The sequence below is a fragment of the Pseudomonas sp. S8 genome (genome assembly GCF_050473925.1).
In the GTDB taxonomy this organism is placed as follows: Bacteria; Pseudomonadota; Gammaproteobacteria; order Pseudomonadales; family Pseudomonadaceae; genus Aquipseudomonas; species Aquipseudomonas parakoreensis.
The window spans coordinates 5,640,465-5,666,132 of sequence record NZ_JBFDVZ010000016.1 but is presented as its reverse complement, the minus strand read 5'-3'; the positions used below and the strand labels follow the sequence as shown (position 1 = coordinate 5,666,132).

General features: G+C 61.0%; 20 protein-coding genes. 15 read left to right on the top strand and 5 right to left on the bottom strand.

Annotation, left to right across the window (positions count from 1 at the left end; translation table 11 throughout):
* Positions 1-39 precede the first annotated feature (39 nt).
* Positions 40-330: a hypothetical protein gene (locus AB1J88_RS26785; protein WP_041068361.1), complete on the bottom strand. Its 291-nt coding sequence runs from the start codon at positions 328-330 to the stop codon at positions 40-42.
* Positions 331-736: 406 nt separating this feature from the next.
* On the opposite strand from AB1J88_RS26785, the gene argF reads away from it, so the two are divergent.
* Both argF and AB1J88_RS26775 read left to right on the top strand, forming a co-directional pair.
* Complete coding sequence (gene argF, locus AB1J88_RS26780) at positions 737-1,657, top strand: ornithine carbamoyltransferase (RefSeq protein ID WP_047296204.1); 921 nt, start codon at positions 737-739, stop codon at positions 1,655-1,657.
* Positions 1,654-2,763, top strand: coding sequence for an ABC transporter ATP-binding protein (locus AB1J88_RS26775; RefSeq protein ID WP_430292342.1), 1,110 nt, complete (start codon positions 1,654-1,656; stop codon positions 2,761-2,763). Before argF ends, AB1J88_RS26775 begins: the two co-directional genes overlap by 4 nt.
* Before the next feature lie 188 nt (positions 2,764-2,951).
* On the opposite strand, the gene AB1J88_RS26770 is transcribed toward AB1J88_RS26775, so the two are convergent.
* Entirely contained in the window at positions 2,952-3,734 is a 783-nt protein-coding gene (locus tag AB1J88_RS26770) for a PhzF family phenazine biosynthesis protein (RefSeq protein ID WP_041068354.1), read from the bottom strand.
* A gap of 95 nt (positions 3,735-3,829) precedes the next feature.
* Positions 3,830-4,300 carry a Cys-tRNA(Pro) deacylase gene (gene ybaK / locus AB1J88_RS26765; RefSeq protein ID WP_041068352.1) on the bottom strand — a complete coding sequence of 157 codons (471 nt, stop codon included), beginning with the start codon at positions 4,298-4,300 and terminating at the stop codon, positions 3,830-3,832.
* 362 nt (positions 4,301-4,662) lie between these two features.
* Between ybaK and AB1J88_RS26760 the strand changes: the two genes are divergently transcribed.
* The 11 genes from AB1J88_RS26760 to AB1J88_RS26710 all read left to right on the top strand — a co-directional run bounded on the left by AB1J88_RS26760 (position 4,663) and on the right by AB1J88_RS26710 (position 17,373).
* On the top strand, positions 4,663-5,514 hold the full coding sequence (locus AB1J88_RS26760) for an MIP/aquaporin family protein (protein ID WP_027612073.1): 852 nt from the start codon (positions 4,663-4,665) through the stop codon (positions 5,512-5,514).
* A 78-nt stretch (positions 5,515-5,592) separates the two neighbouring features.
* A complete protein-coding gene (gene glpK / locus AB1J88_RS26755) occupies positions 5,593-7,095 on the top strand; it encodes a glycerol kinase GlpK (RefSeq protein WP_041068348.1) in 1,503 nt (500 codons plus the stop codon).
* Positions 7,096-7,333: 238 nt separating this feature from the next.
* Positions 7,334-8,089 (top strand): DeoR/GlpR family transcriptional regulator, encoded by a 756-nt coding sequence (locus tag AB1J88_RS26750; protein WP_007916700.1) that lies wholly within the window; start codon positions 7,334-7,336, stop codon positions 8,087-8,089.
* A 314-nt stretch (positions 8,090-8,403) separates the two neighbouring features.
* On the top strand, positions 8,404-9,939 hold the full coding sequence (gene glpD, locus AB1J88_RS26745) for a glycerol-3-phosphate dehydrogenase (RefSeq protein WP_430292339.1): 1,536 nt from the start codon (positions 8,404-8,406) through the stop codon (positions 9,937-9,939).
* A 386-nt stretch (positions 9,940-10,325) separates the two neighbouring features.
* Entirely contained in the window at positions 10,326-11,252 is a 927-nt protein-coding gene (locus AB1J88_RS26740) for a glutamate/aspartate ABC transporter substrate-binding protein (protein WP_108183679.1), read from the top strand.
* A 191-nt stretch (positions 11,253-11,443) separates the two neighbouring features.
* The gene (locus tag AB1J88_RS26735; protein ID WP_041068336.1) at positions 11,444-12,190 is read left to right on the top strand and encodes an amino acid ABC transporter permease; all 747 of its coding nucleotides are present in this window, start codon (positions 11,444-11,446) and stop codon (positions 12,188-12,190) included.
* Positions 12,190-12,861, top strand: coding sequence for an amino acid ABC transporter permease (locus AB1J88_RS26730; protein ID WP_047296216.1), 672 nt, complete (start codon positions 12,190-12,192; stop codon positions 12,859-12,861). Before AB1J88_RS26735 ends, AB1J88_RS26730 begins: the two co-directional genes overlap by 1 nt.
* Positions 12,858-13,592 carry an amino acid ABC transporter ATP-binding protein gene (locus AB1J88_RS26725; protein ID WP_041068333.1) on the top strand — a complete coding sequence of 245 codons (735 nt, stop codon included), beginning with the start codon at positions 12,858-12,860 and terminating at the stop codon, positions 13,590-13,592. The genes AB1J88_RS26730 and AB1J88_RS26725 overlap by 4 nt, the downstream gene beginning before the upstream one ends.
* Positions 13,593-13,808: 216 nt before the next feature.
* A complete protein-coding gene (locus AB1J88_RS26720) occupies positions 13,809-15,710 on the top strand; it encodes a sensor histidine kinase (RefSeq protein ID WP_047296219.1) in 1,902 nt (633 codons plus the stop codon).
* Entirely contained in the window at positions 15,707-17,035 is a 1,329-nt protein-coding gene (locus AB1J88_RS26715) for a sigma-54-dependent transcriptional regulator (RefSeq protein ID WP_041068329.1), read from the top strand. Before AB1J88_RS26720 ends, AB1J88_RS26715 begins: the two co-directional genes overlap by 4 nt.
* A gap of 8 nt (positions 17,036-17,043) precedes the next feature.
* Entirely contained in the window at positions 17,044-17,373 is a 330-nt protein-coding gene (locus AB1J88_RS26710) for a GlpM family protein (protein ID WP_198758263.1), read from the top strand.
* A 91-nt stretch (positions 17,374-17,464) separates the two neighbouring features.
* Here AB1J88_RS26710 and AB1J88_RS26705 read toward each other — a convergent pair whose 3' ends face one another.
* Positions 17,465-18,484, bottom strand: a complete 1,020-nt coding sequence (locus tag AB1J88_RS26705; protein ID WP_222018498.1) for an alpha/beta fold hydrolase — start codon at positions 18,482-18,484, stop codon at positions 17,465-17,467.
* A 268-nt stretch (positions 18,485-18,752) separates the two neighbouring features.
* Here AB1J88_RS26705 and AB1J88_RS26700 point away from each other — a divergent pair, with 268 nt between their 5' ends.
* Positions 18,753-23,915 carry a dermonecrotic toxin domain-containing protein gene (locus AB1J88_RS26700; protein ID WP_430292336.1) on the top strand — a complete coding sequence of 1,721 codons (5,163 nt, stop codon included), beginning with the start codon at positions 18,753-18,755 and terminating at the stop codon, positions 23,913-23,915.
* 119 nt (positions 23,916-24,034) lie between these two features.
* The gene (gene metR / locus AB1J88_RS26695; RefSeq protein WP_047296309.1) at positions 24,035-24,952 is read left to right on the top strand and encodes a transcriptional regulator MetR; all 918 of its coding nucleotides are present in this window, start codon (positions 24,035-24,037) and stop codon (positions 24,950-24,952) included.
* 217 nt (positions 24,953-25,169) lie between these two features.
* Here metR and AB1J88_RS26690 read toward each other — a convergent pair whose 3' ends face one another.
* On the bottom strand, positions 25,170-25,667 hold the full coding sequence (locus tag AB1J88_RS26690) for a GNAT family N-acetyltransferase (RefSeq protein WP_108183684.1): 498 nt from the start codon (positions 25,665-25,667) through the stop codon (positions 25,170-25,172).
* Position 25,668 lies beyond the last annotated feature (1 nt).

Below are 25,668 nucleotides of genomic sequence, written 5' to 3'. Positions count from 1 at the left end.
GAATCGACGGCTATCAGGCGAGCCGATAGCCTGTCAGGTTCAGTTGGACGGCAGCTGCGGCGGCGCCTGCAACTGGATTTCCTGAATGGTCTCGATCTGCTCGTGAGCGATGTGCACGCCGGTGAGTTCGCCGATCAGCCGCCAGTGCTCGTCGAGCCCGGCACTGATGGTCGCCATGCGATCGATCATGTGACGGCCGGCGGTCTTGACCACTTCGTCGTCGCTGCGCAGCAGTTCGAAGGACATTGAGGTCACCGACGCGGTGAGATGGGTCAAAGAGCGAGCCGTGTGACCCAGCAGTTCCATTAACAGTTTTTCTTTCGATTCCATGCGGAGGCTTCCTGCGTCGCTCGAAACTTATTTATAACCCAGCACTTTGCTTTAGCAAATGTTTCAGTCCGAGCATCCGACCAAGTGATGGCATGGCGCCACGGTCGTAAACCGACCCAGGCGACTCGATCCCCGCCACGCTGAATTGCCAAGCCCTGCAAGGCCAGTGTACAAAGAGGCTCGTAGCGGCTCTGAACCCGGCTTCATCAAATGTGCGACAGCAACATCCGACGCCCCACCGAATCCCGCAAAATCCGTAGCCTATTGGCGTAACGCGACATTTAGTGTCAATATCGCGCCTCCCCCTATTTCGTCGCCCCGTGCGGCTTACGCCGCAGGTCTCGCCCGTTGTTCCGTTAAACAAGGCTTTGAGCATCTGCGGTTTGTAACAAAAAGGTAGTCAATGATGAGCGCAAGGCACTTTCTCTCCCTGATGGATTGCACGCCCGAAGAGCTGGTCAGCGTGATCCGTCGAGGCGTTGAGCTCAAGGACCTGCGTAACCGCGGCGTACTGTTCGAGCCGCTGAAAAACCGCGTCCTGGGGATGATTTTCGAGAAATCCTCGACCCGTACCCGGATCTCCTTCGAGGCCGGCATGATCCAGCTCGGTGGCCAGGCGATCTTCCTGTCGCCGCGTGACACCCAGCTGGGCCGTGGCGAGCCGATTGGCGACTGCGCCATCGTCATGTCGAGCATGCTCGACGCGGTGATGATCCGTACCTTTGCCCACAGCACCCTGACCGAATTCGCCGCCAACTCGCGCGTGCCAGTGATCAACGGCCTGTCCGATGACCTGCACCCGTGCCAGTTGCTGGCCGACATGCAGACCTTCCTCGAACACCGTGGCTCGATTCAGGGCAAGACCGTGGCGTGGATCGGCGACGGCAACAACATGTGCAACAGCTATATAGAAGCGGCGATCCAGTTCGACTTCCAGTTGCGCGTTGCCTGCCCGCAAGGCTACGAGCCCAATCCTGAGTTCGTCGCCCGCGCCGGCGATCGCGTGACCATCGTCCGTGATCCGCAAGACGCCGTGCGCGGTGCGCACCTGGTGAGCACTGACGTCTGGACTTCGATGGGTCAGGAAGAGGAAACTGCCAAGCGCCTGAAGCTGTTTGCACCGTTCCAGGTGACCCGCGCCCTGCTCGATCTGGCGGCTGAAGATGTGCTGTTCATGCACTGCCTGCCGGCGCACCGCGGTGAAGAAATCAGCCTCGACCTGCTCGATGACCCGCGCTCCGTTGCCTGGGATCAGGCAGAAAACCGTCTCCACGCACAGAAGGCCCTGCTTGAGTTCCTCGTCGAACCGGCATATCACCACGCATGAGTCATGAATTACTGCTGAACCTGCGCAACCTCGCTTGCGGCTACCAAGATCAACGCGTGGTGCAGAACCTCAATCTGCACCTCAACGCCGGCGACATCGGCTGCCTGCTCGGCTCGTCCGGCTGCGGCAAGACCACCACCCTGCGCGCGATTGCCGGTTTTGAACCGGTGCACGAAGGGGAAATCACTTTGGGCGGCGAAACCATTTCCAGCGCCGGTTTCACTCTGGCCCCGGAGAAACGCCGGATCGGCATGGTGTTCCAGGACTACGCACTGTTCCCGCACCTCAGCGTCGCGGACAACATCGCCTTCGGGATCCGCAAGCACCCGAACAAGGCGCGCGTCACCGAAGAGCTGCTGGAGCTGGTCAACCTGAAGAACCTCGGCAAACGCTTCCCGCACGAGCTCTCCGGCGGCCAGCAACAACGCGTCGCCCTCGCCCGCGCACTGGCGCCGGAACCGCAACTGCTGCTGCTCGACGAACCGTTCTCCAACCTCGATGGCGAACTGCGGCGCAAGCTCAGTCACGAAGTGCGTGACATCCTCAATGCCCGTGGCACCAGTGCGATTCTGGTGACCCACGACCAGGAAGAAGCCTTCGCCGTGAGCGATCACGTTGGCGTATTCAAGGAAGGTCGGCTGGAGCAGTGGGACACACCCTACAATCTCTACCACGAGCCGGCGACGCCTTTTGTGGCCAGTTTCATTGGTCAGGGTTATTTCATTCGCGGTCAGCTCGGCAGCCCGGAATCGGTGCAGACCGAACTCGGCGAACTGCGCGGCAACCGGGCCTATACCTGGCCTGTGGGCGGCGCGGTGGATGTGTTGCTGCGTCCGGATGACATCGTTTATGCGCCGGACAGCGCGTTGAAAGCACGCATCGTCGGCAAGACCTTCCTCGGTGCCTCGACCCTGTATCGCCTGCAACTGCCGACCGGCGCGCAGCTGGAATCGATCTTCCCCAGCCATGCGGACCATCAGGTGGGTACGGATGTCGGGATTCGGGTTGCTGCAGAACACCTGGTCCTGTTCCAGGCATCGGGCAGCACCGCCGCACAAATCCCGGCAGTGGAAAACGGCGTCCGCCGCTACAGCACCGCCCTCTGATCAAACAGAACATCGGAGTGTGGAGGTTTTTTGTGGTGAGGGGATTTATCCCCGATGGGGCGCGAAGCGGCCCTTTAACCTGCACCGCGGAGTGCCTGGCACTGTGCAAGTAATGGTTTGGGGCTGCTGCTCAGCCCATCGGGGATAAATCCCCTCACTACAAAGGCTCACTCCAACAAAGTCTTGCGTTAACCGAGGATCAGTGTACCGCTGGCCACCAGCGTCGCATTCCCGCCGATCTTCACCCGCTCCCCCTCCAGCCGACAGAACAACTCCCCGCCCCGCGCCGAACGCTGGCACGCGGTCAGGCTCGACTTGCCCAGACGTTTCGACCAGTACGGAATCAAGCTGCAATGCGTCGAACCAGTGACCGGGTCTTCGTTGATACCAATGGCCGGCGCGAAATAACGCGAGACAAAATCATGCTGATTGCCGCGCGCCGTCACGATGGCGCCGAGCCACGGCAGTTTCGCCAGCGCGACCATGTCCGGTGTGCAGTCGAGCACTGCCTGCTCCGACTCCAGCACCACGAACAACTCGTTGGAACCGAGCACATCCACCGCCTCGACACCCAGCGCACGCTCGACATCCAGCGTCACGCCAATCGCCGATGGCACGATCGACGGAAAGTCCAGCCACAGGCGATCGCCTTCGCGGCTGACGCTCAACGGCCCGGACTTGCAGGTGAAGTCCAGACGCTCGACGTTTTCCTTGTAGACCTCGAACAACACGTGGGCACTGGCCAGCGTCGCATGCCCGCACAATGGCACTTCGGTGGTCGGAGTGAACCAGCGGATGTGCCACGCGGCGCCTTCGCGCACCACGAACGCGGTTTCCGCCAGATTGTGTTCGGCGGCGATCTTCTGCATCAACTCATCCGCAAGCCATGCGTCGAGCCGATACACCATCGCCGGATTGCCACTGAACGGCCGGTCGCTGAACGCGTCGACCTGATGAAACTCAAGCTGCATAACCTTCTCCCTAAGTCCGTGGGCAGAGCATGCGGCGCGGGCCGGTTCAGCGCCAGTGACAGAACCGGCCAATTTTCTTCATACAGAATTCAGCGTTATACCCGACCGATGTCGGCAAATTTGGCCTGGGTGTGCTCGGCGAGCACGGCGGGCGCCAACTCGACCTCCAGGCCACGTCGGCCAGCACTGACATAAATAGTCGCAAAACCCTGAGCCGAGTTATCGATGAAGGTGCGCAGACGCTTCTTCTGCCCCAGCGGACTGATCCCGCCCAGCAGGTAACCGGTGGAACGCTGCGCCGCCGCCGGGTCAGCCATTTCGACTTTCTTCACGCCCGCCGCGTGTGCCAGCCCCTTGAGATCAAGGCTTCCGACGACCGGCACCACCGCCACCAGCAATTCACCTTTTTCGCTGGCAGCGAGCAACGTCTTGAACACCTGCGCCGGCTCCAGCGCCAGTTTCTCTGCGGCCTCCAGCCCGTAGGACGCGGCCTTCGGGTCATGTTCGTAACTGTGCACGCGATGTTCGGCACGAACTTTTTTCAACAAGTCCAACGCAGGGGTCATGGCAGCTCCAGGCTCGGCATCAACAGAAAAATCCTGCGCCGGATTCTAGGTCATCACAACGCAAAAGGCTCTAGCGCAAGCCCCGTTTTCCGGGCTTTGCGCATGAGCCGCCAGGCTATCGCCGCCGCCATCGGCAGGACCATTCAGCAGGTTGATAGTTGAATTGTGACCGATGGTTCACTTTCGACCTTTGACAGGTTTGTTTCTTGTCTATATTTTTTCGAATCTGAATAATGTAAGAATTATCGGCACCGCAGCACCCAGCAGTAAACCGGGAACAGGATGGGGATCCTGCCCCGGGGAAAATCGCGCCTTGCCCTGACGGCAAACGCGCCAGACAACAACAAAAACCGAGGTTTTCAATGACAACTGCTTTACAGCAACCATCGCTTTCCGGCCAATGCCTGGCCGAGTTTCTGGGGACTGCACTTCTGATCTTTTTCGGCACTGGCTGTGTCGCCGCGCTCAAAGTCGCGGGCGCCAGCTTCGGTCTGTGGGAAATCAGTATCATCTGGGGCGTCGGCGTGAGCATGGCGATCTACCTGACCGCCGGCGTTTCCGGCGCGCACCTGAACCCTGCCGTGAGTATCGCCCTGAGCATTTTCGCCGACTTCGAAAAGCGCAAACTGCCGTTCTATATCCTGTCGCAGATCGCTGGCGCCTTCTGCGGCGCGCTGTTGGTTTACACGCTGTACAGCAACCTGTTCTTCGATTACGAACAAACCCATCACATGGTGCGTGGCACGGCCGCCAGCCTCGAACTGGCCTCGGTGTTCTCGACGTTCCCCAACCCAGTGCTGTCCACCGCCCAGGCGTTCCTGGTCGAGATGATCATCACCGCGATCCTGATGGGCGTGATCATGGCCCTGACCGACGACAACAACGGTCTGCCGAAAGGCCCGATGGCCCCGCTGCTGATCGGTTTGCTGATTGCCGTGATCGGCAGTTCGATGGGCCCGCTGACCGGTTTTGCGATGAACCCGGCACGGGACTTCGGTCCGAAACTGATGACTTTCTTCGCCGGCTGGGGTGAAATTTCCTTCACTGGCGGCCGCGATATTCCGTACTTCCTGATACCGATTTTTGCACCGATTGTCGGTGCCTGCCTCGGCGCCGCCGGGTATCGCGGGCTCATTGCCCGTCACCTGACCGGCGCCACACCTGCTACAAAGGATGCAGAACCGGCCATTGACGGCAAACCAAGAACTTCTTGAAACAGTCGGCGCGGGCTCCTGCCCATTTAGAACCCGCGCCACGGCCCACTCTCCCTTATTTCGTCCAAGGCAATCGACATGACCGACATTCAGAATAAGAACTACATCATTGCCCTCGATCAGGGTACGACCAGCTCCCGCGCAATCATCTTCGACCGCGACGCGAACGTGGTCTGCACCGCCCAGCGCGAATTCGCCCAGCATTACCCGCAAGCCGGTTGGGTCGAACACGATCCGATGGAAATCTTTGCCACCCAGAGCGCGGTAATGGTCGAAGCGCTGGCCCAGGCCGGTCTGCATCACGATCAGGTCGCCGCCATCGGTATCACCAACCAGCGTGAAACCACGGTGGTCTGGGACAAGACCACCGGTCGTCCGGTGTACAACGCCATCGTCTGGCAGTGCCGCCGCAGCACCGAGATCTGCCAGCAGCTCAAGCGCGATGGCCATGAAGAGTACATCCGCGACAACACCGGTCTGGTCACCGACCCGTACTTCTCCGGCACTAAACTGAAGTGGATCCTCGACAACGTCGAAGGCAGCCGCGAGCGTGCGCGTAACGGCGAACTGCTGTTCGGCACCGTCGATAGCTGGCTGATCTGGAAATTCACCGGCGGCAAGGTGCACGTCACCGACTACACCAACGCCTCGCGCACCATGCTCTTCAACATCCACTCGCTGGAGTGGGACTCGAAGATGCTGGAAATCCTCGACATCCCGCGCGAGATGCTCCCGGAAGTGAAAGCGTCTTCGGAAATCTACGGTCGCACCAAGAGCGGCATCGCCATCGGCGGTATCGCCGGTGACCAGCAAGCGGCACTGTTCGGCCAGATGTGCGTCGAGCCGGGCCAGGCAAAAAACACCTACGGCACTGGCTGCTTCCTGCTGATGAACACCGGCGACAAAGCGGTGAAGTCGCAGCACGGCATGCTCACCACCATCGCTTGCGGCCCGCGTGGCGAAGTGGCTTACGCCCTGGAAGGCGCAGTTTTCAACGGTGGCTCGACCGTGCAGTGGCTGCGCGATGAACTGAAGATCGTCAACGACGCTCACGACACCGAATACTTCGCCAACAAAGTGAAGGACAGCAACGGCGTGTACCTGGTACCGGCGTTCACCGGTCTGGGCGCTCCGTACTGGGACCCGTATGCCCGTGGCGCACTGTTCGGCCTGACGCGCGGCGTGCGCGTGGATCACATCATCCGTGCCGCGCTGGAATCGATCGCCTACCAGACCCGCGATGTGCTCGACGCCATGCAACAGGACTCCGGCGAACGCCTCAAGGCCCTGCGCGTGGACGGCGGCGCGGTCGCCAACAACTTCCTCATGCAGTTCCAGGCCGACATCCTCGGCACCCAGGTCGAGCGCCCGCAAATGCGCGAAACCACGGCACTGGGCGCGGCGTATCTGGCCGGTCTGGCGTGCGGTTTCTGGGGCAGCCTGGAAGAACTGCGCGGCAAAGCGGTAATCGAGCGGGAGTTCGAACCGAGCCTGGACGAAGTCGAGAAAGAGAAACTGTACAAAGGCTGGAAAAAAGCCGTCAGCCGCACCCGTGACTGGGCGCGTGAAGACGCTGAATAAGCCAGTCTGAAGACTGACTTAAGCTGTCCAAACAGCGTGAAAGCGTAGCGAGCGAAGGCAAGACAAGGCAAAAACAGGCGAGGACGCGGAGTTTACGGGTTTGTAAATGAGCAGTCCGAGCCTGTTTTTAACGCAGGATTGCCGAGCGCAGTAGCTTTCACGTTGTTTGGAAACTGGTCGGGAGGAGATTCCTGCGTCATCATGGGCAAATTTTGCACGGCAGCCCAAAGGAAGCCCCATGAATCTGCCTCCCCGTCAGCAGCAAATCCTCGAGCTGGTCCGCGAACGCGGCTATGTGAGCATCGAGGAAATGGCCACGCTGTTCGTTGTGACCCCGCAAACCATCCGCCGCGACATCAATCAGCTCGCGGAAGCCAATCTGTTGCGTCGCTACCATGGCGGCGCGGCCTACGATTCCAGCGTCGAAAACACCGCCTATGCGATGCGCGCCGATCAGATGCGCGACGAAAAACAACGCATCGGTGAAGCCATCGCGGCGCAGATCCCCGATCACGCCTCGCTGTTCATCAACATCGGCACCACCACCGAATCGATTGCCCGCGCCCTGCTCAATCACAACCATCTGAAGATCATCACCAACAACCTGCACGTCGCCTCAATGCTCAGTGCCAAGGATGATTTCGATGTGCTGCTGACTGGCGGCAACGTGCGCCGTGATGGTGGCGTGGTCGGTCAGGCGAGCGTGGACTTCATCAATCAGTTCAAGGTTGATTTCGCCCTGGTGGGTATCAGCGGCATCGACGAAGACGGCAGCCTGCTCGACTTCGATTATCAGGAAGTACGCGTGTCGCAGGCGATCATCGCCAACGCGCGACAGGTGATTCTGGCGGCGGACTCGAGCAAATTCGGGCGTAACGCGATGATTCGTTTGGGGCCGATCAGCCTGATCGACTGCCTGGTGACCGATCAGCAACCGGTGCCGGCGCTGGCGCAATTGCTGAGCCAGCACAAGATTCGCCTGGAAGTCGTTTAAACCCGTCGACATTCCCCTGTGGCGAGGGGATTTATCCCCGATGAGCTGCGAAGCAGTCCCAAAACCACCCAATGCGGTGTGCCTGATATCCAACATTGAGGGGCCGCTACGCGGCCCATCGGGGATAAATCCCCTCGCCACAGAGACCATCCCCGCCGCAATAATGTTCGAATATTTTCTTTTAGCCGTCCTTCGATGAGTTTTTTCAATCGAAGGCGACTGGCTGCGCGCGTCTTTATGGGCTACCATTTTCACAAATGAACATTTATGTTCGATTTCCAAGACAGAAAATCAAAAGAGCCCGAGGCCAGCCGATGTCCACCTCTACCTTGCGTACGCCCCCGATTGCCGAGATCTATGATGTTGCCGTGATTGGCGGCGGGATCAATGGCGTGGGGATTGCAGCGGATGCCGCCGGTCGCGGTCTTTCGGTGTTCCTTTGCGAAAAGGATGACCTGGCCAGCCACACTTCGTCGGCCAGCAGCAAGCTGATCCACGGTGGCCTGCGCTACCTCGAACATTACGAATTTCGTCTAGTGCGTGAAGCACTGGCCGAGCGCGAAGTGCTGCTGGCCAAGGCGCCACACATCGTCAAGCCGATGCGTTTCGTGCTGCCGCACCGCCCGCACCTGCGTCCGGCGTGGATGATCCGCGCGGGCCTGTTCCTTTATGACAACCTCGGCAAGCGCGAAAAGCTGCCAGGTTCGAAAAGCCTGAAGTTCGGCGCCGACAGCGCACTGAAAAGCGAAATCAAGAAAGGCTTCGAATACTCCGACTGCTGGGTCGATGACGCCCGCCTCGTTGTGTTGAATGCGATGGCTGCTCGTGAACACGGCGCGCACATTCACACCCAGACCCGTTGCGTCAGCGCCCGCCGCGCCAAGGGTCTGTGGTACCTGAACCTGGAACGCGCCGATGGCAGCCTGTTTTCGATCACCGCCAAAGCGCTGGTGAACGCCGCCGGTCCATGGGTCGCCAAGTTCATCCGTGACGACCTGAAGATGGAATCGCCGTACGGCATTCGCCTGATTCAGGGCAGCCACATCATTGTGCCGAAGCTGTACGAAGGCGATCACGCGCATATCCTGCAAAACGAAGATCAGCGCATCGTTTTCACTATTCCGTACCTGAACCACTTCACTCTGATCGGCACCACCGACCGTGAGTACACCGGCGATCCGGCAAAAGTGGCAATCACCGACGGCGAAACCGATTACCTGCTGAAAGTGGTCAACGCCCACTTCAAGAAGCAGATCAGCCGCGACGACATCCAGCACAGCTACTCGGGCGTGCGCCCGCTGTGCAATGACGAATCCGACAACCCGTCGGCCGTGACCCGCGACTACACCCTGGCCCTGTCTGGCGGCGGCGAAGAGGCACCGCTGCTGTCGGTGTTCGGCGGCAAGCTGACCACCTACCGCAAGCTCGCAGAGTCGGCGATGGCCCAGTTGATGCCGTACTTCACCCAGATGCGCCCGAGCTGGACCGCCACCGCGACCCTGCCCGGCGGCGAAGACATGACCACCCCACAAGCCTTGAGCGCACAGATCCGCGACAAGTTCGACTTCGTCCCGAGCGAAATCGCTCGCCGCTGGGCCACCACCTACGGCAGCCGCACCTGGCGCATGCTCGAAGGCGTGGAAACGCTGGCCGACATGGGCGAACACCTCGGCGGCGGGCTCTATACCCGTGAGGTTGACTACCTGTGCAACGAAGAATGGGCGACCACGGCGCACGACATTTTGTGGCGTCGCAGCAAACTGGGCCTGTTCACCACCCCGGCCGAGCAGGAGAAACTGGCGGCCTACCTGGGCAAGGTCGAGCAGAACCGCAAGACTGAAGCGGCGTGATTTGAACATCGCTTAAAACGAAAGCCCCTGAATTGAGAGATTCAGGGGCTTTTTGCTGCGTGACTTACTTTGCCTGCCACAAGGGAATGTGGGCTCGAACGATCATCAATATGAGGGCGGCGATTAAAAGATCGTTCGGTTTTCCGAACGCGACCTCCCGGTCGATTCGGATAACCGGATCAATTTCAGCCAAAAACATTAACTAAAAACTTTAATTTCCTTATTAATCAATCAGTTGACCCACCGCAACTGGTCTGGCACGACTCATGCTCTACACTCTCTCGACGAATGCCTGCCGTGCCAACACTTCAGGAGCCGTCAGGCATTCGAAGCACAAAAGGGCCGACGAACTGGCTCCATAAAAAAAACAATTCGAGGAAAATTTGATGCGCATCGTTCCCCCTATCCTGGGCGCAGCCATTGCGGCCGCTCTGATCAGCACACCAGTTTTCGCCGCCGAACTCACCGGCACCCTGAAGAAAATCAACGATTCCGGCACCATCACCCTCGCTCACCGCGACAGCTCCATCCCGTTTTCCTACATCGCGGATGCTTCCGGCAAGCCAGTGGGCTACTCCCACGACATTCAAGTGGCCATCGTTGAAGCCCTGAAAAAAGACCTGAACAAGCCAGACCTGCAGGTCAAGTACAACCTGGTGACCTCGCAAACCCGTATCCCGCTGATCCAGAACGGCACCGCGGATATCGAGTGCGGCTCGACCACCAACAACGCCGAACGCGCCCAACAGGTCGACTTCACCGTCAACATCTTCGAAATCGGCACCCGTCTGCTGGTCAAGAAAGACAAGGATGGCAACCCGTCCTACAAAGACTTCGCCGACCTCAAGGGCAAAAACGTCGTGACCACCGCCGGCACCACGTCCGAGCGCATCATCAAAGCGATGAACGCCGACAAGCAGATGGGCATGAACATCATCTCCGCCAAGGACCACGGCGAATCCTTCAACATGCTGGAAAGCGGCCGCGCCGTTGCCTTCATGATGGACGACGCCCTGCTGGCCGGTGAAGAAGCCAAGGCCAAGAAGCCGACTGACTGGGTCATCACCGGTACGCCACAGTCCTTCGAAGCCTACGCGTGCATGGTGCGTAAAGACGACCCGGCGTTCAAGAAAGCGGTGGATGACGCCATCGTCGGCCTGTACAAGTCCGGTGAAATCAACAAGATCTACAAGAAGTGGTTCGAAAGCGCGATTCCACCGAAAGGCCTGAACCTCAACTTCCCGATGAGCGACAAGGTGAAAGAGCTGATCGCCAATCCGAGCGACAAGCCTGCGCCTGACGTAAAAATCTGATTCCTGACTAACCTGTCGTCTGAGGGAGCAACCTCCCTCAGACGTCTGTTACTACCTGCTGGCTTTACTGTGGAACACTCGACCAGGCGGTTTCCGAGCCGATCGCGTGTGCCCGACGTTCAACGTCGGACGGGAAAGGATCTTCCCCAAGCGGGTGCTTGTACATCGATCGATTTCGAGGGGAGACCCTAATGAATTACAACTGGGACTGGGGCGTGTTCTTCAAGTCCACCGGCGTGGGCAGCGAGACGTATCTCGACTGGTTCATTTCCGGTCTGGGCTGGACCATTGCCATCGCCGTCGTGGCCTGGATCATCGCTTTGCTGCTGGGCTCCATTCTGGGGGTCATGCGCACCGTGCCGAGCCGCCTCGTGTCGGGCATCGCGACGTGCTACGTCGAGCTGTTTCGCAACGTGCCGCTGCTGGTTCAGCTGTTCATCTGGTACTTCCTGGTGCCCGACCTGCTGCCGCAAAACCTGCAGGACTGGTACAAACAGGATCTGAACCCGACCACCTCGGCCTACCTGAGCGTCGTCGTGTGCCTGGGCCTGTTCACCGCCGCCCGGGTCTGCGAGCAAGTGCGCACCGGTATCCAGGCGCTGCCGCGGGGCCAGGAATCCGCTGCCCGCGCCATGGGTTTCAAGCTGCCGCAGATCTACTGGAACGTGCTGCTGCCCCAGGCCTACCGCATCATCATTCCGCCGCTGACCTCGGAATTCCTCAACGTCTTCAAGAACTCCTCCGTGGCGTCCCTGATCGGCCTGATGGAACTGCTGGCGCAAACCAAACAGACCGCCGAATTCTCGGCCAACCTGTTTGAAGCGTTCACCCTGGCCACGCTGATCTACTTCACCCTGAACATGAGCCTGATGCTGCTGATGCGCATGGTCGAGAAGAAAGTCGCGGTGCCCGGCCTGATCTCCGTGGGGGGTAAATAATGGACTTCGATTTCAGCGGCATCATCCCCGCGATCCCGGGCCTGTGGAACGGCATGCTCATGACCTTGAAGCTCATGCTCATGGGCGTGGTCGGCGGCATCGTGCTCGGTACGATCCTCGCGCTGATGCGCCTGTCGTCCAGCAAACTGCTGTCCCGCGTGGCCGGCGCCTATGTGAACTATTTCCGCTCGATCCCGCTGCTGCTGGTGATCACCTGGTTCTACCTCGCGGTACCGTTCGTGCTGCGCTGGATCACCGGCGAAGACACCCCGATCGGCGCGTTCACCTCCTGCGTCGTGGCCTTCATGATGTTCGAAGCCGCGTACTTCTGTGAAATCGTCCGGGCCGGCGTGCAGTCGATCCCCAAAGGCCAGATGGCCGCCGCGCAGGCGATGGGCATGACCTATGGCCAGACCATGCGTCTGATCATCCTGCCCCAGGCGTTCCGCAAGATGACCCCGTTGCTGCTGCAACAGTCGATCATCCTGTTCCAGGACACCTCGCTGGTCTACACCGTGGGCCTGGTGGACTTCCTCAACTCCGCCCGCTCCAGCGGCGACATCATCGGTCGTTCCAACGAGTTCCTGATCTTTGCCGGTGTCGTTTACTTCATCATCAGCTTTTCCGCCTCGCTGCTGGTCAAGCGTCTGCAAAAAAGGTTTGCCGTATGATCTCCATCAAGAACATCAACAAGTGGTATGGCGACTTCCAGGTGCTGACTGATTGCAGCACCGAGGTCAAGAAAGGCGAAGTGATCGTGGTCTGCGGCCCGTCGGGCTCGGGCAAGTCGACCCTGATCAAGTGCGTCAACGCGCTGGAGCCGTTCCAGAAAGGCGACATCGTCGTCGATGGCACCTCGATTGCCGACCCGAAGACCAACCTGCCGAAACTGCGCTCGCGCGTCGGCATGGTGTTCCAGCATTTCGAGCTGTTCCCGCACCTGACCATTACCGAAAACCTGACCATTGCGCAGATCAAGGTATTGGGCCGCAGCAAGGAAGAAGCGACCAAAAAAGGTCTGCAACTGCTGGAACGCGTTGGCCTGTCGGCGCATGCCCACAAGCACCCGGGGCAACTGTCCGGCGGTCAGCAGCAGCGTGTGGCGATTGCCCGTGCGCTGGCGATGGACCCGATCGTCATGCTGTTCGACGAACCGACCTCGGCGCTCGATCCGGAAATGGTCAACGAAGTGCTCGACGTGATGGTGCAACTGGCCCAGGAAGGCATGACCATGATGTGCGTAACCCACGAAATGGGCTTCGCCCGCAAAGTGGCTGACCGCGTGATTTTCATGGATGCCGGCAAGATCATCGAAGACTGCAAGAAAGAAGAGTTCTTTGGCGACATCAGCCAACGCTCCGAACGCGCGCAGCATTTCCTCGAGAAAATCCTGCAGCACTAAAAGCAACACACTGAACGCTGTGGCGAGGGAGCTTTGTGGCGAGGGGATTTATCCCCGATGGGCCGCGAAGCGACCCCAGCATTTCAAAATCAAACCGCATCTGCCGGTTTGACGACTGCTTTGCAGCCGATCGGGGATAAATCCCCTCGCCACAGGTTCCGCGCTCGAACAAACCAGGATGCTGTTAGCCATGCTGGTTGACCCAAGGCAACTGTGATGAAATGCGACCCCAATCTCTATCGCGCAGCGCCGCCATCACTTGCCGTGAAGCCTCGTCTGATTCGCCATCTGTTTCTGCCGCCGCTGATCATCGTGCTGATGATCGGACTGGGTTACGCCGGTTTCTGGACCAGTGAACATTTCGGCATCCGCAGCCTCAGCGAAAACGGCCAGCGTCAGCTTGAACTGCACGCGCGCACCGTCGAAAGCGAGATCAGCAAATACACCTACCTGCCCAGCCTGCTGGAACTGGAAACCAGCGTCCCGCAATTGCTGGCCGACCCGACCCCGGAACACCGGCAAACGGTCAATGCTTACCTTGAAGGCCTGAACCGGCGCAGCCGCAGTCGGGCCATCTATGTCATGGACACCACCGGCCGCGTGATGGCCACCAGCAACTGGCGCGACGTCGACAGTTACCTCGGTGAAGACCTGTCGTTCCGCGCCTATTTCCAGAAAGCCGTGCGCGGCGAACCCGGACGTTTCTACGGCATCGGCAGCACCAGCGGCGAACCCGGTTACTACCTCGCCCACGGCCTGGAAGAGCACGGCAAGATCATTGGCGTCGCCGTGGTCAAAGTGCGTCTCGAAGCCCTGGAAGAACGCTGGCAGCGCGCCCGTCTGGAAGCCTTCGTCAGCGACGAGAACGGCATCATCATTCTTTCCAGCGATCCGGCGCGGCGCCTGAAATCGGTGGTTCCGCTGAGCGATGAAACCAAAGAGAAGCTCGCCCGCAGCCTGCAGTATTACTGGTTCCCGCTCAACGAACTGCAACCACTGGCCCGCGAAACCCTGGCCGAAGGCGTGGAGAAACTGACCTTCCCCGCCAACAGCGAAGTGAGCGCCGATGACGACAGCATCAGCTATCTGGCTCAGACCCGGCCACTGAGCGACACACCGTGGAATTTCACCTTGCTCACGCCGTTGCAGGACCTGCGCCGCGAAGCGATCAACCAAGGCATTCTGGTGGCGGTGGCGTTCGCTCTGGTGGCGTTTTTGCTGATTGCCTGGAACGAGCGGCGCAAGGTCATCGCCACCCGCCTCGCCGCTCGCGAAGCCTTGCAGGAGGCCAACAGTCAACTCGAGCGACGGATCACCGAACGCACCGGCGACCTGCGCGCCAGCAACGAACGCCTCAAGAGCCAGATCCGCGAACGACGGCAGGCCGAAGAAACCCTGCGCCGCGCTCAGGACGAACTGGTGCAGGCCGGCAAACTCGCAGCCATCGGACAGATGTCGACCAGCATTGCCCACGAATTGAACCAGCCGCTGGCGGCGATGCGCACCCTGTCCGGCAACACCATTCGGTTCCTCGAACGCGGCCAGCTCGACGTCGCCAGCACCAACCTCAAGACCATCAATGACCTGATCGACCGCATGGGCCGGATCACGGCCAGCCTGCGCTCGTTCGCCCGACGCGGGGACGACAAGGGCCAGGCCAGTCTCGGCAAAGCGGTGGACGCCGCGCTGCAGGTGCTGGGTGCCAGGGTCGAGAGCGCGTCACTGCAACTGCATCGGCAATTCATCGACGTGCAAGTGCAGATCGACCAGACCCGCCTCGAACAGATTCTGGTCAACCTGATCGGCAATGCCCTCGACGCCATGCAGGCGCAGCCGCAGCCGGAACTGTGGCTGGAGGGCGAAGAGTTCAACGGCAAATATCGTTTGCGGGTGCGCGACAACGGCCACGGCGTCGATGCCGAGGCGCGCAAGCATCTGTTCGAGCCGTTCTTCACCACCAAACCCGGCGAACAGGGCCTGGGCCTCGGCCTGACCCTCTCCGCCAGCCTCGCTGCCGCCACCGGCGGGCACCTGGGTGTCGAACATCCGGCCAGCGGTGGCACCACCTTCGTCCTCAGTTTACCGTTGGTAAGCCCTACTCCTGCCGAGCCAATATGAACCACGACCTTAGTGTGCTGATCGTCGAAGACGACCCCCATGTGCTGCTCGGCTGCCAGCAGGCACTGACCCTGGAAGACATTCCCTGCATCGGTGTCGGCAGTGCCGAAGAAGCGCTGGAGCAGGTTGGCGACAACTTCGCCGGCATCGTCATCAGCGACATCCGCCTGCCGGGCATCGATGGCCTGGAACTGCTGACCCGCCTCAAGCAACGCGACCGCAGTCTGCCGGTGGTGCTGATCACCGGTCATGGTGACATCTCAATGGCAGTCGGTGCGATGCAGAAAGGCGCCTACGATTTCATGGAGAAACCATTCTCGCCGGAGCGTCTGGTCGACGTCGCCCGCCGCGCACTGGAGCAACGCAGCCTCGCCCGCGAAGTCTCGTCGCTGCGTCGGCAACTGGCCGAACGCGACTCCCTCGAAGGCCGGATCATCGGTCGTTCCCCCGCGATGCAGAACCTGCGTGAACTGATCGCCAACGTCGCCGACACCTCGGCCAACGTATTGATCGAAGGCGAGACCGGCACCGGCAAGGAACTGGTCGCCCGTTGTCTGCACGACTTCAGCCGCCGCCACACCAAGCAATTCGTCGCGCTGAACTGTGGCGGCCTGCCGGAGAACCTGTTCGAAAGCGAGATTTTCGGCCACGAAGCCAACGCCTTCACCGGTGCCGGCAAACGGCGCATCGGCAAGATCGAACACGCCGACGGCGGCACGCTGTTCCTCGATGAAGTGGAAAGCATGCCGCTGCCGTTGCAGATCAAACTGCTGCGTGTATTGCAGGAACGCACCCTCGAACGCCTCGGCTCGAACCAGAGCGTGGCGGTGGATTGCCGGGTGATCGCCGCGACCAAATCCGACCTCGACGAAGCGAGCAAGGCCGGCGAGTTTCGCAGCGACTTGTACTACCGCCTCAACGTGGTGACGCTGGAACTGCCGCCGCTGCGCGAGCGCCGCGAGGACATCCTGCAACTGTTCGAACACTTCACCCAGCAGTCGGCGCTGCGTTTCGACCGCGCGTTGCCCGAGCTGGACAACCAGACCCTGTCAAACCTGATGAGCCACGACTGGCCGGGCAACGTGCGCGAACTGCGTAACGTCGCCGAGCGCTTTGCCCTCGGCCTGCCGGCGTTCAAGAAGTCCGGCGCCAGCAGCGGCGGTCAGGGGCTGGCGTTCGCCGAAGCGGTGGAAGCCTTCGAGCGCAATCTGCTCAATGACGCCTTGCAACGCAGTGGCGGCAACCTGACCCAGGCCAGCCTGGAGCTGGGCATGGCCAAGACCACGCTGTTCGACAAAGTGAAAAAATACGGGTTGAGCCACTGATGGATCTGATTCTCAAAGCCGCCCTCGGCGCCGCAGTGGTGGTGATCCTCGCCGCGCTGTCGAAGACCAAAAACTATTACATCGCCGGACTGGTGCCGCTGTTTCCGACCTTCGCGCTGATTGCCCACTACATCGTCGGCAAGGGCCGTTCGGTCGATGATCTGAAAGCGACCATCGTGTTCGGCATGTGGTCGATCATTCCCTACTTCATCTATCTGGCGACGCTGTACGTGATGGTCGACCGCATGCGCCTGGAAGCGTCACTGGCGGTGGCGGTGGTCGCGTGGTTGATCGCGGCGACCGTACTGGTCTCGGTGTGGGTACGCCTGCACAGCTGATCACAGTCCGCTCCCTCAAGCGAACCGCATTGCAAATGTGGGAGCCGGCTTGCTCGCGAAGAGGCCCGAGTCAACACCGTCAAAACCTCAGCTACAGCAGGTTGCCGCTTGCCACCGGCTCGATCTGCGCCCAGTGCGACGTGTCTTCACGATGCGCTTGCAAATACGGCAACACCGCCGCCAGCAACGGCGCCTTGAACGCCTCTTGAAAACGATGGGCCAGCCCCGGAATCAGCTTCAACTGACTGCCACGAATATGCGCCGCCAGATGCACGCCGTGCATCACCGGCAACAGCGGATCCGCCGTGCCGTGCACCACCAGGGTCGGCACCCGCAGTTGATTGAGCAACGTCACCCGGCTCGGCTCGGCGAGGATCGCCATGATCTGGCGCTTCACGCCTTCCGGGTTGAACGCCCGGTCGTAGGCCACCGCCGCCTGATGCAGCAACGCCTGCCGGTCATCCGTGACAGCCGGGCTGCCGAGCGCTGCCAGCAGATCGGCCTGCTGCTCCAGCGCCACTTCGCGATTCGGCGCGCCACGCCGCGCCAGCAGTTGCACCAGCGCCGCACTCGGTGCCGGCAAGCCTTCGGCGCCGGAGCTGGTCATGATCAGTGTCAGGCTTTCCACCCGTTGTGGCGCCATCGCCGCCAAGTGCTGGGCGATCATCCCGCCCATGCTGGCACCCAGCACGTGAAACTGCTCGATGTGCAGCGCGTCCATCAACCCCAGCGCGTCATCGGCCATGTCGCTCAGCGAGTACGGTGCCGACACCGGCAATCCGAGCTTGTAACGCAGCACTTCAAAGGTCAGGTTGGCGTCGGCCGGGGCCTGACGCCAGGTCGACAGACCGACATCGCGGTTGTCATAGCGGATCACCCGAAAACCCTGCTGACAGAGCGCAACCACCACCTCGTCCGGCCAGTGAATCAACTGGCCGCCCAAACCCATGACCAGCAACAACGCCGGATCCGAAGCACGGCCGATGCTCTGGTACGCCAGGCTCACCTGGGCCAGATCGACCCGTTCAGTCGGTACATTGACGTCGCAACGCGAAGCCGCCATCGACGGCAGGCCGAACAACAGCGCGGCCAACAGAAAAAATAAACGCATGAAAAAACACCGAAACGCAGAACCCCAGTAGAGCGCGAGTCTGATGAAGTTTGTTCAAGCGCGCTGCCACAGTTGCGTGACAGTTTGATGAAGTTTGCCGAGCGGTCATTCTCCGACAACGAATCAGGCCGGAACGGTCTGTACATCCTCTGCAACAAAACCACTCCCCCAGCGATAACCATGTACCGCATGGGCTTGTGACAGCGCGCCTCTAATAGGCATGAAAACCGGAATTACCCGGTCTGCATGCCCTCTGGAGCCCTGTCGCATGACCCATTCGCCTCCCCTTGTAACAGCCGACTTCGGCCTTGATCAGCGGCTACAGCCCAACGTCGATCAACATCTGCACCTGTTGGCCACGGCTCGTCTGAACGACTGTCACCAGCAATGGCTGGACCTCATGGCCCGGCATCCCGGGCAACCCGAAAGCGCCTGGTGGGATGCCCGCGCGCCCGGCACTGCGCTGTCACGACGCGAGCATGCCTTGAGTCTCTATCAGCAGCACTTTGAGGCCGCGCTTCAATGGGCGGCTGCCGAAGGCAAGCTCGACACCTCACAACGCCACAGGCTTGAGCAGCTTCTCACCCCGTCGAGCCAGGTCGCGGCGGATCTGCGGGTCGCGCAACCGGTACTCAATCGTGTCGATAACAGCCGGGTGCGCCTGTACGGCACGCTGCTGCTTCAGTTGGAGGAAACGCTGCTGCTTTACCTGCCCGCACACCCACAACCGTTGCTCCGCTTCGAAAAACAGGCCGACCTTGAGCGCTGGCTGGATCAGCAACCGGAGCGACTGCGAGTCTCCTCGCTGGACTTCATCGAATTCGGCAGTGATCCGCTCAAGCGCGGCGTTGAACCGCTGCTGTCGAGTTCGCCCGTCACTGGCGACAACGGGATCGCACTCGACAAGTTTTTCCCGATCACGCCCGCTCTGCCGCAAAGTGCCGGGCCAAGCGTCGATGAGGTCGCGCCCTTCGGTTTGCTGATGGCCGACATTCCCCTGGATCTGCGCCGGCAGACGCTGGCGCTTGAACAGCGTGCGCTTGACCGCTTGTTTGGCGACGCCGAGCCGAACAGTCCGCAACGTCAACAACTGGCACAACGACTCGTCGCCTTGAGCGAGGCTCAGCAGGCCAGTCATGACGCCGCATCGGCCCTGCTCGACAGTCACAATCCGCTGACCCTGCTCGAATTACGCCGCCGCTCAAACGAGCATTACCAGGCCTTGCTGCAGGCGCGTATCGCAGGGCTGCGCGCGGAGGTCGAACTGCAACGGACGCTGGAGCAACTGTCCGTCGCGGAACATCGGCGAGTCATCGCAATGCTGGACGCACCAGGACACCACCTGCCGCCAACGGACGGGGTCATCGCCTGCATATCGTTGGCAACGACAGACGACAACATCAGCGCCGTCGAGGAGCTGCCAGGTGTACTGATCATCGCCCCCCCTGCAGCGCTGGCCCCCGGTTCCACCGACAGCCTGCTGCTTTACTGGCCCGGCGAGTTTGGCGGCCTGCAATGTTTTGCTTCGCGTGCGGCACTGGAGCAGAACGTGTTCAAACACTCGCCCCAGGACGGCGGGCTGACCCTGCACCTGACACCACTGACCGATGACCCGCTCGCCTGGTCACTCGATCAGCAGCTCTATCAATGCGAACAACAGGCCGCACAGATCCTGCGCGACAACCCGCTGCCCGGCCGTGCCGGCGAGCGCCAGGCCGAGATGGAAAAGTTGCGCGAACAACACTTGCCACGCCTGACCGTGCCGATCGCGCAGGCCCGCGAACGGGCATTTGCCGAACGTCAGGCGCAAGACCGCAGCGCCGCGCTGGCCGGCAGCCTGCCCGAGTGGTTCGACAACCTCGACGCGGCGCACCGGACCACGCTCAAAGCGCTGATCAGCCACTACCTCGGCGCCATGCATCGCGCCCATGCGCTGCTCGAACGGGAGCTGCCGTCGCGTCAGGCGTTCGCCGAAAAACGCATCGACGCCCGCTTGCGCGCGGACTTCGCGCTCAAACAAAGCGTGAGCGTGAGCCTCGATCTGCCCGATTCGACGGTCTGGCAAAAAACCGTGATGGAAGGGGCTGCGCCTGGCACGCCGCAACGCAATGTCCTGACCGCGAGCGACAAGCGCAGCGATCTCGCCCTCGAACAACTGGCACAGCACAACATCGATCAAGCCATGTGGTGGCGACTGTCGTTCATGCAGGCCAGGATCCGTGCCGAGGACGAAACCGATCGGCAGCGCGTCGAAGCCGGACTCAACCCGGTCTACTTGCGCAAACTGGTGACCGAGCTCGATCTGCCCGGACGTTACGAAGAACAGATTCGCCAGGTGTTTTTCGGCGCGCCGGCAGAGCCTGCGTTTCAGCAGGCCTGGCGCCGCGAATGCCTGAGCGAGCCGTGGCGGCTGATGCTCAGGTTGCAAGGTGAATTCGCCCTGCTGCAACGGCACATCGACAGTGCCGGCCATGCCGTACTGAAGGTCGCCATCGACGCGACTTCACCCCAGGCGTATGCCGTTGATGGGAAGCGCATCGCGCTGCTGCCGGTGCACCTGACGGTCGGTGGAGAAGACACCGCGCATCAGGGACCGAGCACGCTCGCCGGGCTGACGTTCATTGTCGAACAGAACAGTGGCCTGACCCTGCTCTACCTGCCCGACAGCACCGACGCCATCTTCCTGCGGCAGTACCCGACGCTGGAACAGGCGCGAATGGATCTGTTCAGGCGTTGTATGGACAGCAAAATGGTCAATTACCTGGCCGGACGCGCCGTGAGCGGCGATTTTGCCAGCCATGTCAGCCGTATCAATCAGGCGCAATTGCGCAATTTCGACGCTCTGATCGGCGTCGGAATGGCCTGGCCGGCGACCACATCGCTGGCCATTCATCTATTGAACGTGCACATGGGCCGGTTGCTGGAAGCCCATCGCAGCAGTTCGCGTTCCAACGATGCGTTGTATCTGGAACGCTGTGCACTGAAATCCGGGGCGTTGTTCAACTATCTGAAAATGGCCATCGGCATGGTGCCGTTCGTGGGGGCGGCAGTGGCCCTGTATGACGCCTGGAACAGCGCCAATCTGGCCGTCGCGGCGTTCTTGCGCGGCGAGCTCGGGCATGGTCTGGCCGAGGTGGAAGCGCTGCTGCTGTCACTGATCGACGCGGCAATGGATGTGCTGCCCGGAACCGTCTCGGCCCCCGCAGCAGCACGTCTGGCCACCCGTCAGCGGCAACGCGCGGCCCTGGGCGGATTCGCCACCATGTCGTCGTCCTGGCAACGGGCCCGGCAGTCGCTCGACCGCTTCAAGGGTTACGAGTACGAATTCGACATTTCCCTGGCCGGCCTGCACCCGGCCACCCACGGTGTTTATCGCAACGTCTATCGTCACGCCGATGGCGATTTCATCGTTCGTCAGGGCCGCATCTATCGCGTTCAGCTCAGCGATGCACCGCGTGGCTGGAGGCTTTACGGCACTTGGATGCGCGGCTACAAACAACCGATCGCCCTCGACGACAGCGGTCAGTGGAACACCCACTATGCGGTGCACGGCACTGTCATGGACGGTGGCGGTCCTGGCGGCGGCGCAGTGCTCGGACATCTGGTCGACGGCCTGGATCCGCTTTGGCCTGCGCCGATCCGCCAGTGGCTACCGCGCTGGTGGACCGATCGACAACTGCGCCGGCAAATGACCCTGACCAACACCGCCGACAACTACACCCGGCGCCTCGATGCTCAGACCCGCGCCACCAACCAGTTGCTGGAGAACTATCAGAACCTCGATATTGCCCAGCGCAAGCCCCTGCAGACAGCCGTTGACACAGCCTGCCTGAATGACATCGACGTCGCGATCGCCCAATACGACAACCTTGTCGAATTGATGCCTCTGAGCCACGGCCGCAAACGTCTGCAGATTGAAGCCATCCAGAGCCGCTGCGCCTGGATCGTGGTCGACCGCGCCGTGCAGCGCGTCACCGTCGCTCGCGACCGCTTGCTGGAACACCTGAACCGGATCGACGCACTGGTCGCCGAGTCCGATGCCGTGCCCTTCGACCACACCAGCGTTCATATCACACTCATGGCCCGGCGCAAGCGCGCGCGCGAGGATTTCCTCAAGGAGTTCGATCAACTGCATGCGATCACCGAGCAGGCCAGACTGTGGAACAACCGCATCAGCAACCGCGCGCAGAAAGCCCGGATGGCGAAAGACATGGCCGCTATCAACCGCAACCTGGGAGACAACACGCATCACTACCTGAGAACTGCGCATCTGCTGGAAATCATTGCCCGCTACGATGCGGTCACTGACCTGTCCTGGGCGTATTTCCATACCCAGCTCAAAGACGCCCGGACCAAGGTCGGGCGCGCGTTGCTGACCCAGCATCACCTGCCAGAGGTCAGCGCCAGCCTGGTCCAGCGCAATCGGGTCCTTGAGGATTGCCTGCAGATCTATGCCGATTTCCGTCGTCAGTTGAACGCCTGGACACTGGGTTATGCACAGCATCTGGATCTGGAACAGGTCGGGCTGTTCCTCGAGGGGCTGACTCAGGTCGAAGCGCAGGCGCGGCATGCGATCAGACAACGTGCGCCAATCAAGCCGAAAGAGCCTGGCGGCAAGCAACTGTTCGAAACCGAGGACAACCAGTTGCTGATCGGCACGGAAAGCATCGACGCCGGCACCCGGGAAAAACGCATCACCATTGAAGGCATCGACGGATTCCGCGAAACCTGGCTGCCGCGCTCCGGTGGCAAATACCATCTGCAAGTGCGCACCGCCCCGACGCCAGCAACGTTGCCAACTGACGTTCAGCCACTGCTGGTCGAAGCGCGCAAACGTCTGGCAGCTGTTCCGGTTTACAGCAACAAGGTGCAGGGCTATGCCCGCCAGGACATGCTGCCGGTGGATCTGGAACACATGCTCAGCAGCGAAGCGACCGAACTGAGCACCCGTGCCCAGGCCATCGAGCGACTGTCGCCGACCGAACCGGTGGTGCTGCAACTGCACGACAAGGCCCGCGAACTGCGCCGTACCGGTCGTACGCTGCGCATTGATCAGTCACTGCGCAGCAAGACGCCCACTGAAGGCTATCTGGATTATCTGCTGCAACAGCAAGTGGTGGATATCCGCCGCGAAGGTCCGCTGCGGGCACTGGGCAAAAGGGCTGATGGACGCAAGGATTTCCTTCAGGAATACGCCGTGCGCGACCTCACCTCCACGCCGCCGCGCACGCTGTGGTACGCGCATTTTCACTACACCTCGGACAAGGTGCCGTTTGCTGACTTCGTCAAGGCGCACCTGAAATTGCCGGAGCAACGCAACCTCGGCCTGCAATGGCAGCAGGTTCAGGCCGCCAGCGGGGCACAGGTCGAGGCGATCTGGCGCGGCGATATCGGTAAACCGCTGGGTATCCGGCATTTCGCAAACCTCTAGGGCAAAAGCAGCGGGGCACGGCGATGCCCCGCTTCTGCTCGAGTGGTCGACACCACCGTCAACATGAGACAAACTCACCGCCTTCGAATTTGTCACAAGTTTTCCTCATGGGGCCAGCCGTGCTTGAAATCCGTCATCTGAAAACCCTGCATGCCCTGCGCGAGGCCGACAGTCTGGTCGATGCCGCCGACCGCCTGCACCTGACCCAATCGGCGCTGTCACACCAGTTCAAGGAACTGGAGGAGCGCATGGGCATGCCGTTGTTCGTGCGCAAGACCAAACCGGTGCGTTTCACCAGCGCCGGTCTGCGCCTGTTGCAACTGGCCGACGCGACTCTGCCGCTGTTGCGCGCCGCCGAGCGCGACATCAGTCGTCTGGCCGGCGGTACCGCCGGGCGTTTGCACATGGCGATCGAATGTCACAGCTGTTTCCAGTGGCTGATGCCGACCATCGACCAGTTCCGTGACGCCTGGCCGGAAGTCGAACTCGACCTCGCCTCGGGTTTCGCCTTTGCCCCGCTGCCGGCGCTGGCCCGCGGTGACCTGGATCTGGTGGTGACTTCCGATCCGCTGGACATCGCCGGTATCACCTACGTGCCGCTGTTCACTTACGAAGCGATGCTCGCAGTGGCGAACCAGCATCCACTGGCGAGCAAACCGTACATCGTTCCCGAGGACCTGCTGACTGAAACGCTGATCACCTACCCGGTGGAGCGCGACCGACTGGACATCTTCACCCGCTTCCTCGAACCGGCCGACATCGAACCGGCGCAGGTTCGCACCTCTGAGCTGTCGGTGATGATGATGCAACTGGTCGCCAGCGGCCGTGGCGTGTGCGGCATGCCGCACTGGGCACTGCACGAATACAGCTCGCGCGGCTATGTAAAAGCCAAGCGCCTGGGCGAAAAAGGCCTGTTCGCCACACTGTACGCCGCGATCCGTGCGGACATGCTGGATGCACCGTACATGCGCGATTTCCTGCTGACCGCCAAGGACACCTCGTTCTCGACACTGGATGGGGTTAGCGCGGTGCGCTGACACCAAGGTGCCTCATGACTGACGGTAAACCGAGAACATTTGCGAGACAAAAAGATTCATTGTGGTGAGGGGATTTATCCCCGATGGGCTGCGCAGCAGCCCTGAGACCTGTGCACTCGGTGTTTCAGATAGCCCGCGCTTGTAGGATTTGGGGCTGCTTCGCCGCCCATCGGGGATAAATCCCCTCGCCACAAAAACCTCTCACTTAGGGGGACGATCAGAGTTGTCGCCACATGTGAATCTTGTCGAAATAGTCTTCGCCGACCCGCACCGCCAATGGCTCAAGGCCGAACTGGATGAAGCCGCAACGCTGGTACAGGTTGAACGCGGCGTCGTTGCCGGCGGTGACGGTGAGCTGGAGGACTTTCAGTTCGGGATGGGTTTGGGCTTCAGCGATGGCAGCCTCGACCAGCTGATGGCCCAGGCCGTGCTGGCGAAAATCGGCTGAGACGTACAGGCCGAACAAGGTCGACTTGTGGCGGGCCTTCTCTCGCGGTTCGAACGCCAGGCCGACGATGCCGGCCAGTGTGCCTGCCTCGAACGCACCGAGCACCACATCCAGCTTGCTGGTCAGCCGCGCTTCCCACCAGCTCAGCGGCATCACCGCGCGCTCGCGCACGCTGGAGGTGAACGCCTGCGGATGGCGGTCGTAGGCTTCGAGCATCAGCTCGCGGTAAGCCAGCGCATGGCTGGCGTCGAGGCGTTCGATCCACATG

What these genes read in the sequence shown, in the direction of transcription:
- AB1J88_RS26785 (WP_041068361.1), bottom strand. Translation starts at nt 330, where the DNA reads ATGGAATCGAAAGAAAAACTGTTAATGGAACTGCTGGGTCACACGGCT.
- argF (WP_047296204.1), top strand. Translation starts at nt 737, where the DNA reads ATGAGCGCAAGGCACTTTCTCTCCCTGATGGATTGCACGCCCGAAGAG.
- AB1J88_RS26775 (WP_430292342.1), top strand. Translation starts at nt 1,654, where the DNA reads ATGAGTCATGAATTACTGCTGAACCTGCGCAACCTCGCTTGCGGCTAC.
- AB1J88_RS26770 (WP_041068354.1), bottom strand. Translation starts at nt 3,734, where the DNA reads ATGCAGCTTGAGTTTCATCAGGTCGACGCGTTCAGCGACCGGCCGTTC.
- ybaK (WP_041068352.1), bottom strand. Translation starts at nt 4,300, where the DNA reads ATGACCCCTGCGTTGGACTTGTTGAAAAAAGTTCGTGCCGAACATCGC.
- AB1J88_RS26760 (WP_027612073.1), top strand. Translation starts at nt 4,663, where the DNA reads ATGACAACTGCTTTACAGCAACCATCGCTTTCCGGCCAATGCCTGGCC.
- glpK (WP_041068348.1), top strand. Translation starts at nt 5,593, where the DNA reads ATGACCGACATTCAGAATAAGAACTACATCATTGCCCTCGATCAGGGT.
- AB1J88_RS26750 (WP_007916700.1), top strand. Translation starts at nt 7,334, where the DNA reads ATGAATCTGCCTCCCCGTCAGCAGCAAATCCTCGAGCTGGTCCGCGAA.
- glpD (WP_430292339.1), top strand. Translation starts at nt 8,404, where the DNA reads ATGTCCACCTCTACCTTGCGTACGCCCCCGATTGCCGAGATCTATGAT.
- AB1J88_RS26740 (WP_108183679.1), top strand. Translation starts at nt 10,326, where the DNA reads ATGCGCATCGTTCCCCCTATCCTGGGCGCAGCCATTGCGGCCGCTCTG.
- AB1J88_RS26735 (WP_041068336.1), top strand. Translation starts at nt 11,444, where the DNA reads ATGAATTACAACTGGGACTGGGGCGTGTTCTTCAAGTCCACCGGCGTG.
- AB1J88_RS26730 (WP_047296216.1), top strand. Translation starts at nt 12,190, where the DNA reads ATGGACTTCGATTTCAGCGGCATCATCCCCGCGATCCCGGGCCTGTGG.
- AB1J88_RS26725 (WP_041068333.1), top strand. Translation starts at nt 12,858, where the DNA reads ATGATCTCCATCAAGAACATCAACAAGTGGTATGGCGACTTCCAGGTG.
- AB1J88_RS26720 (WP_047296219.1), top strand. Translation starts at nt 13,809, where the DNA reads ATGAAATGCGACCCCAATCTCTATCGCGCAGCGCCGCCATCACTTGCC.
- AB1J88_RS26715 (WP_041068329.1), top strand. Translation starts at nt 15,707, where the DNA reads ATGAACCACGACCTTAGTGTGCTGATCGTCGAAGACGACCCCCATGTG.
- AB1J88_RS26705 (WP_222018498.1), bottom strand. Translation starts at nt 18,484, where the DNA reads ATGCGTTTATTTTTTCTGTTGGCCGCGCTGTTGTTCGGCCTGCCGTCG.
- AB1J88_RS26700 (WP_430292336.1), top strand. Translation starts at nt 18,753, where the DNA reads ATGACCCATTCGCCTCCCCTTGTAACAGCCGACTTCGGCCTTGATCAG.
- AB1J88_RS26690 (WP_108183684.1), bottom strand. Translation starts at nt 25,667, where the DNA reads ATGTGGATCGAACGCCTCGACGCCAGCCATGCGCTGGCTTACCGCGAG.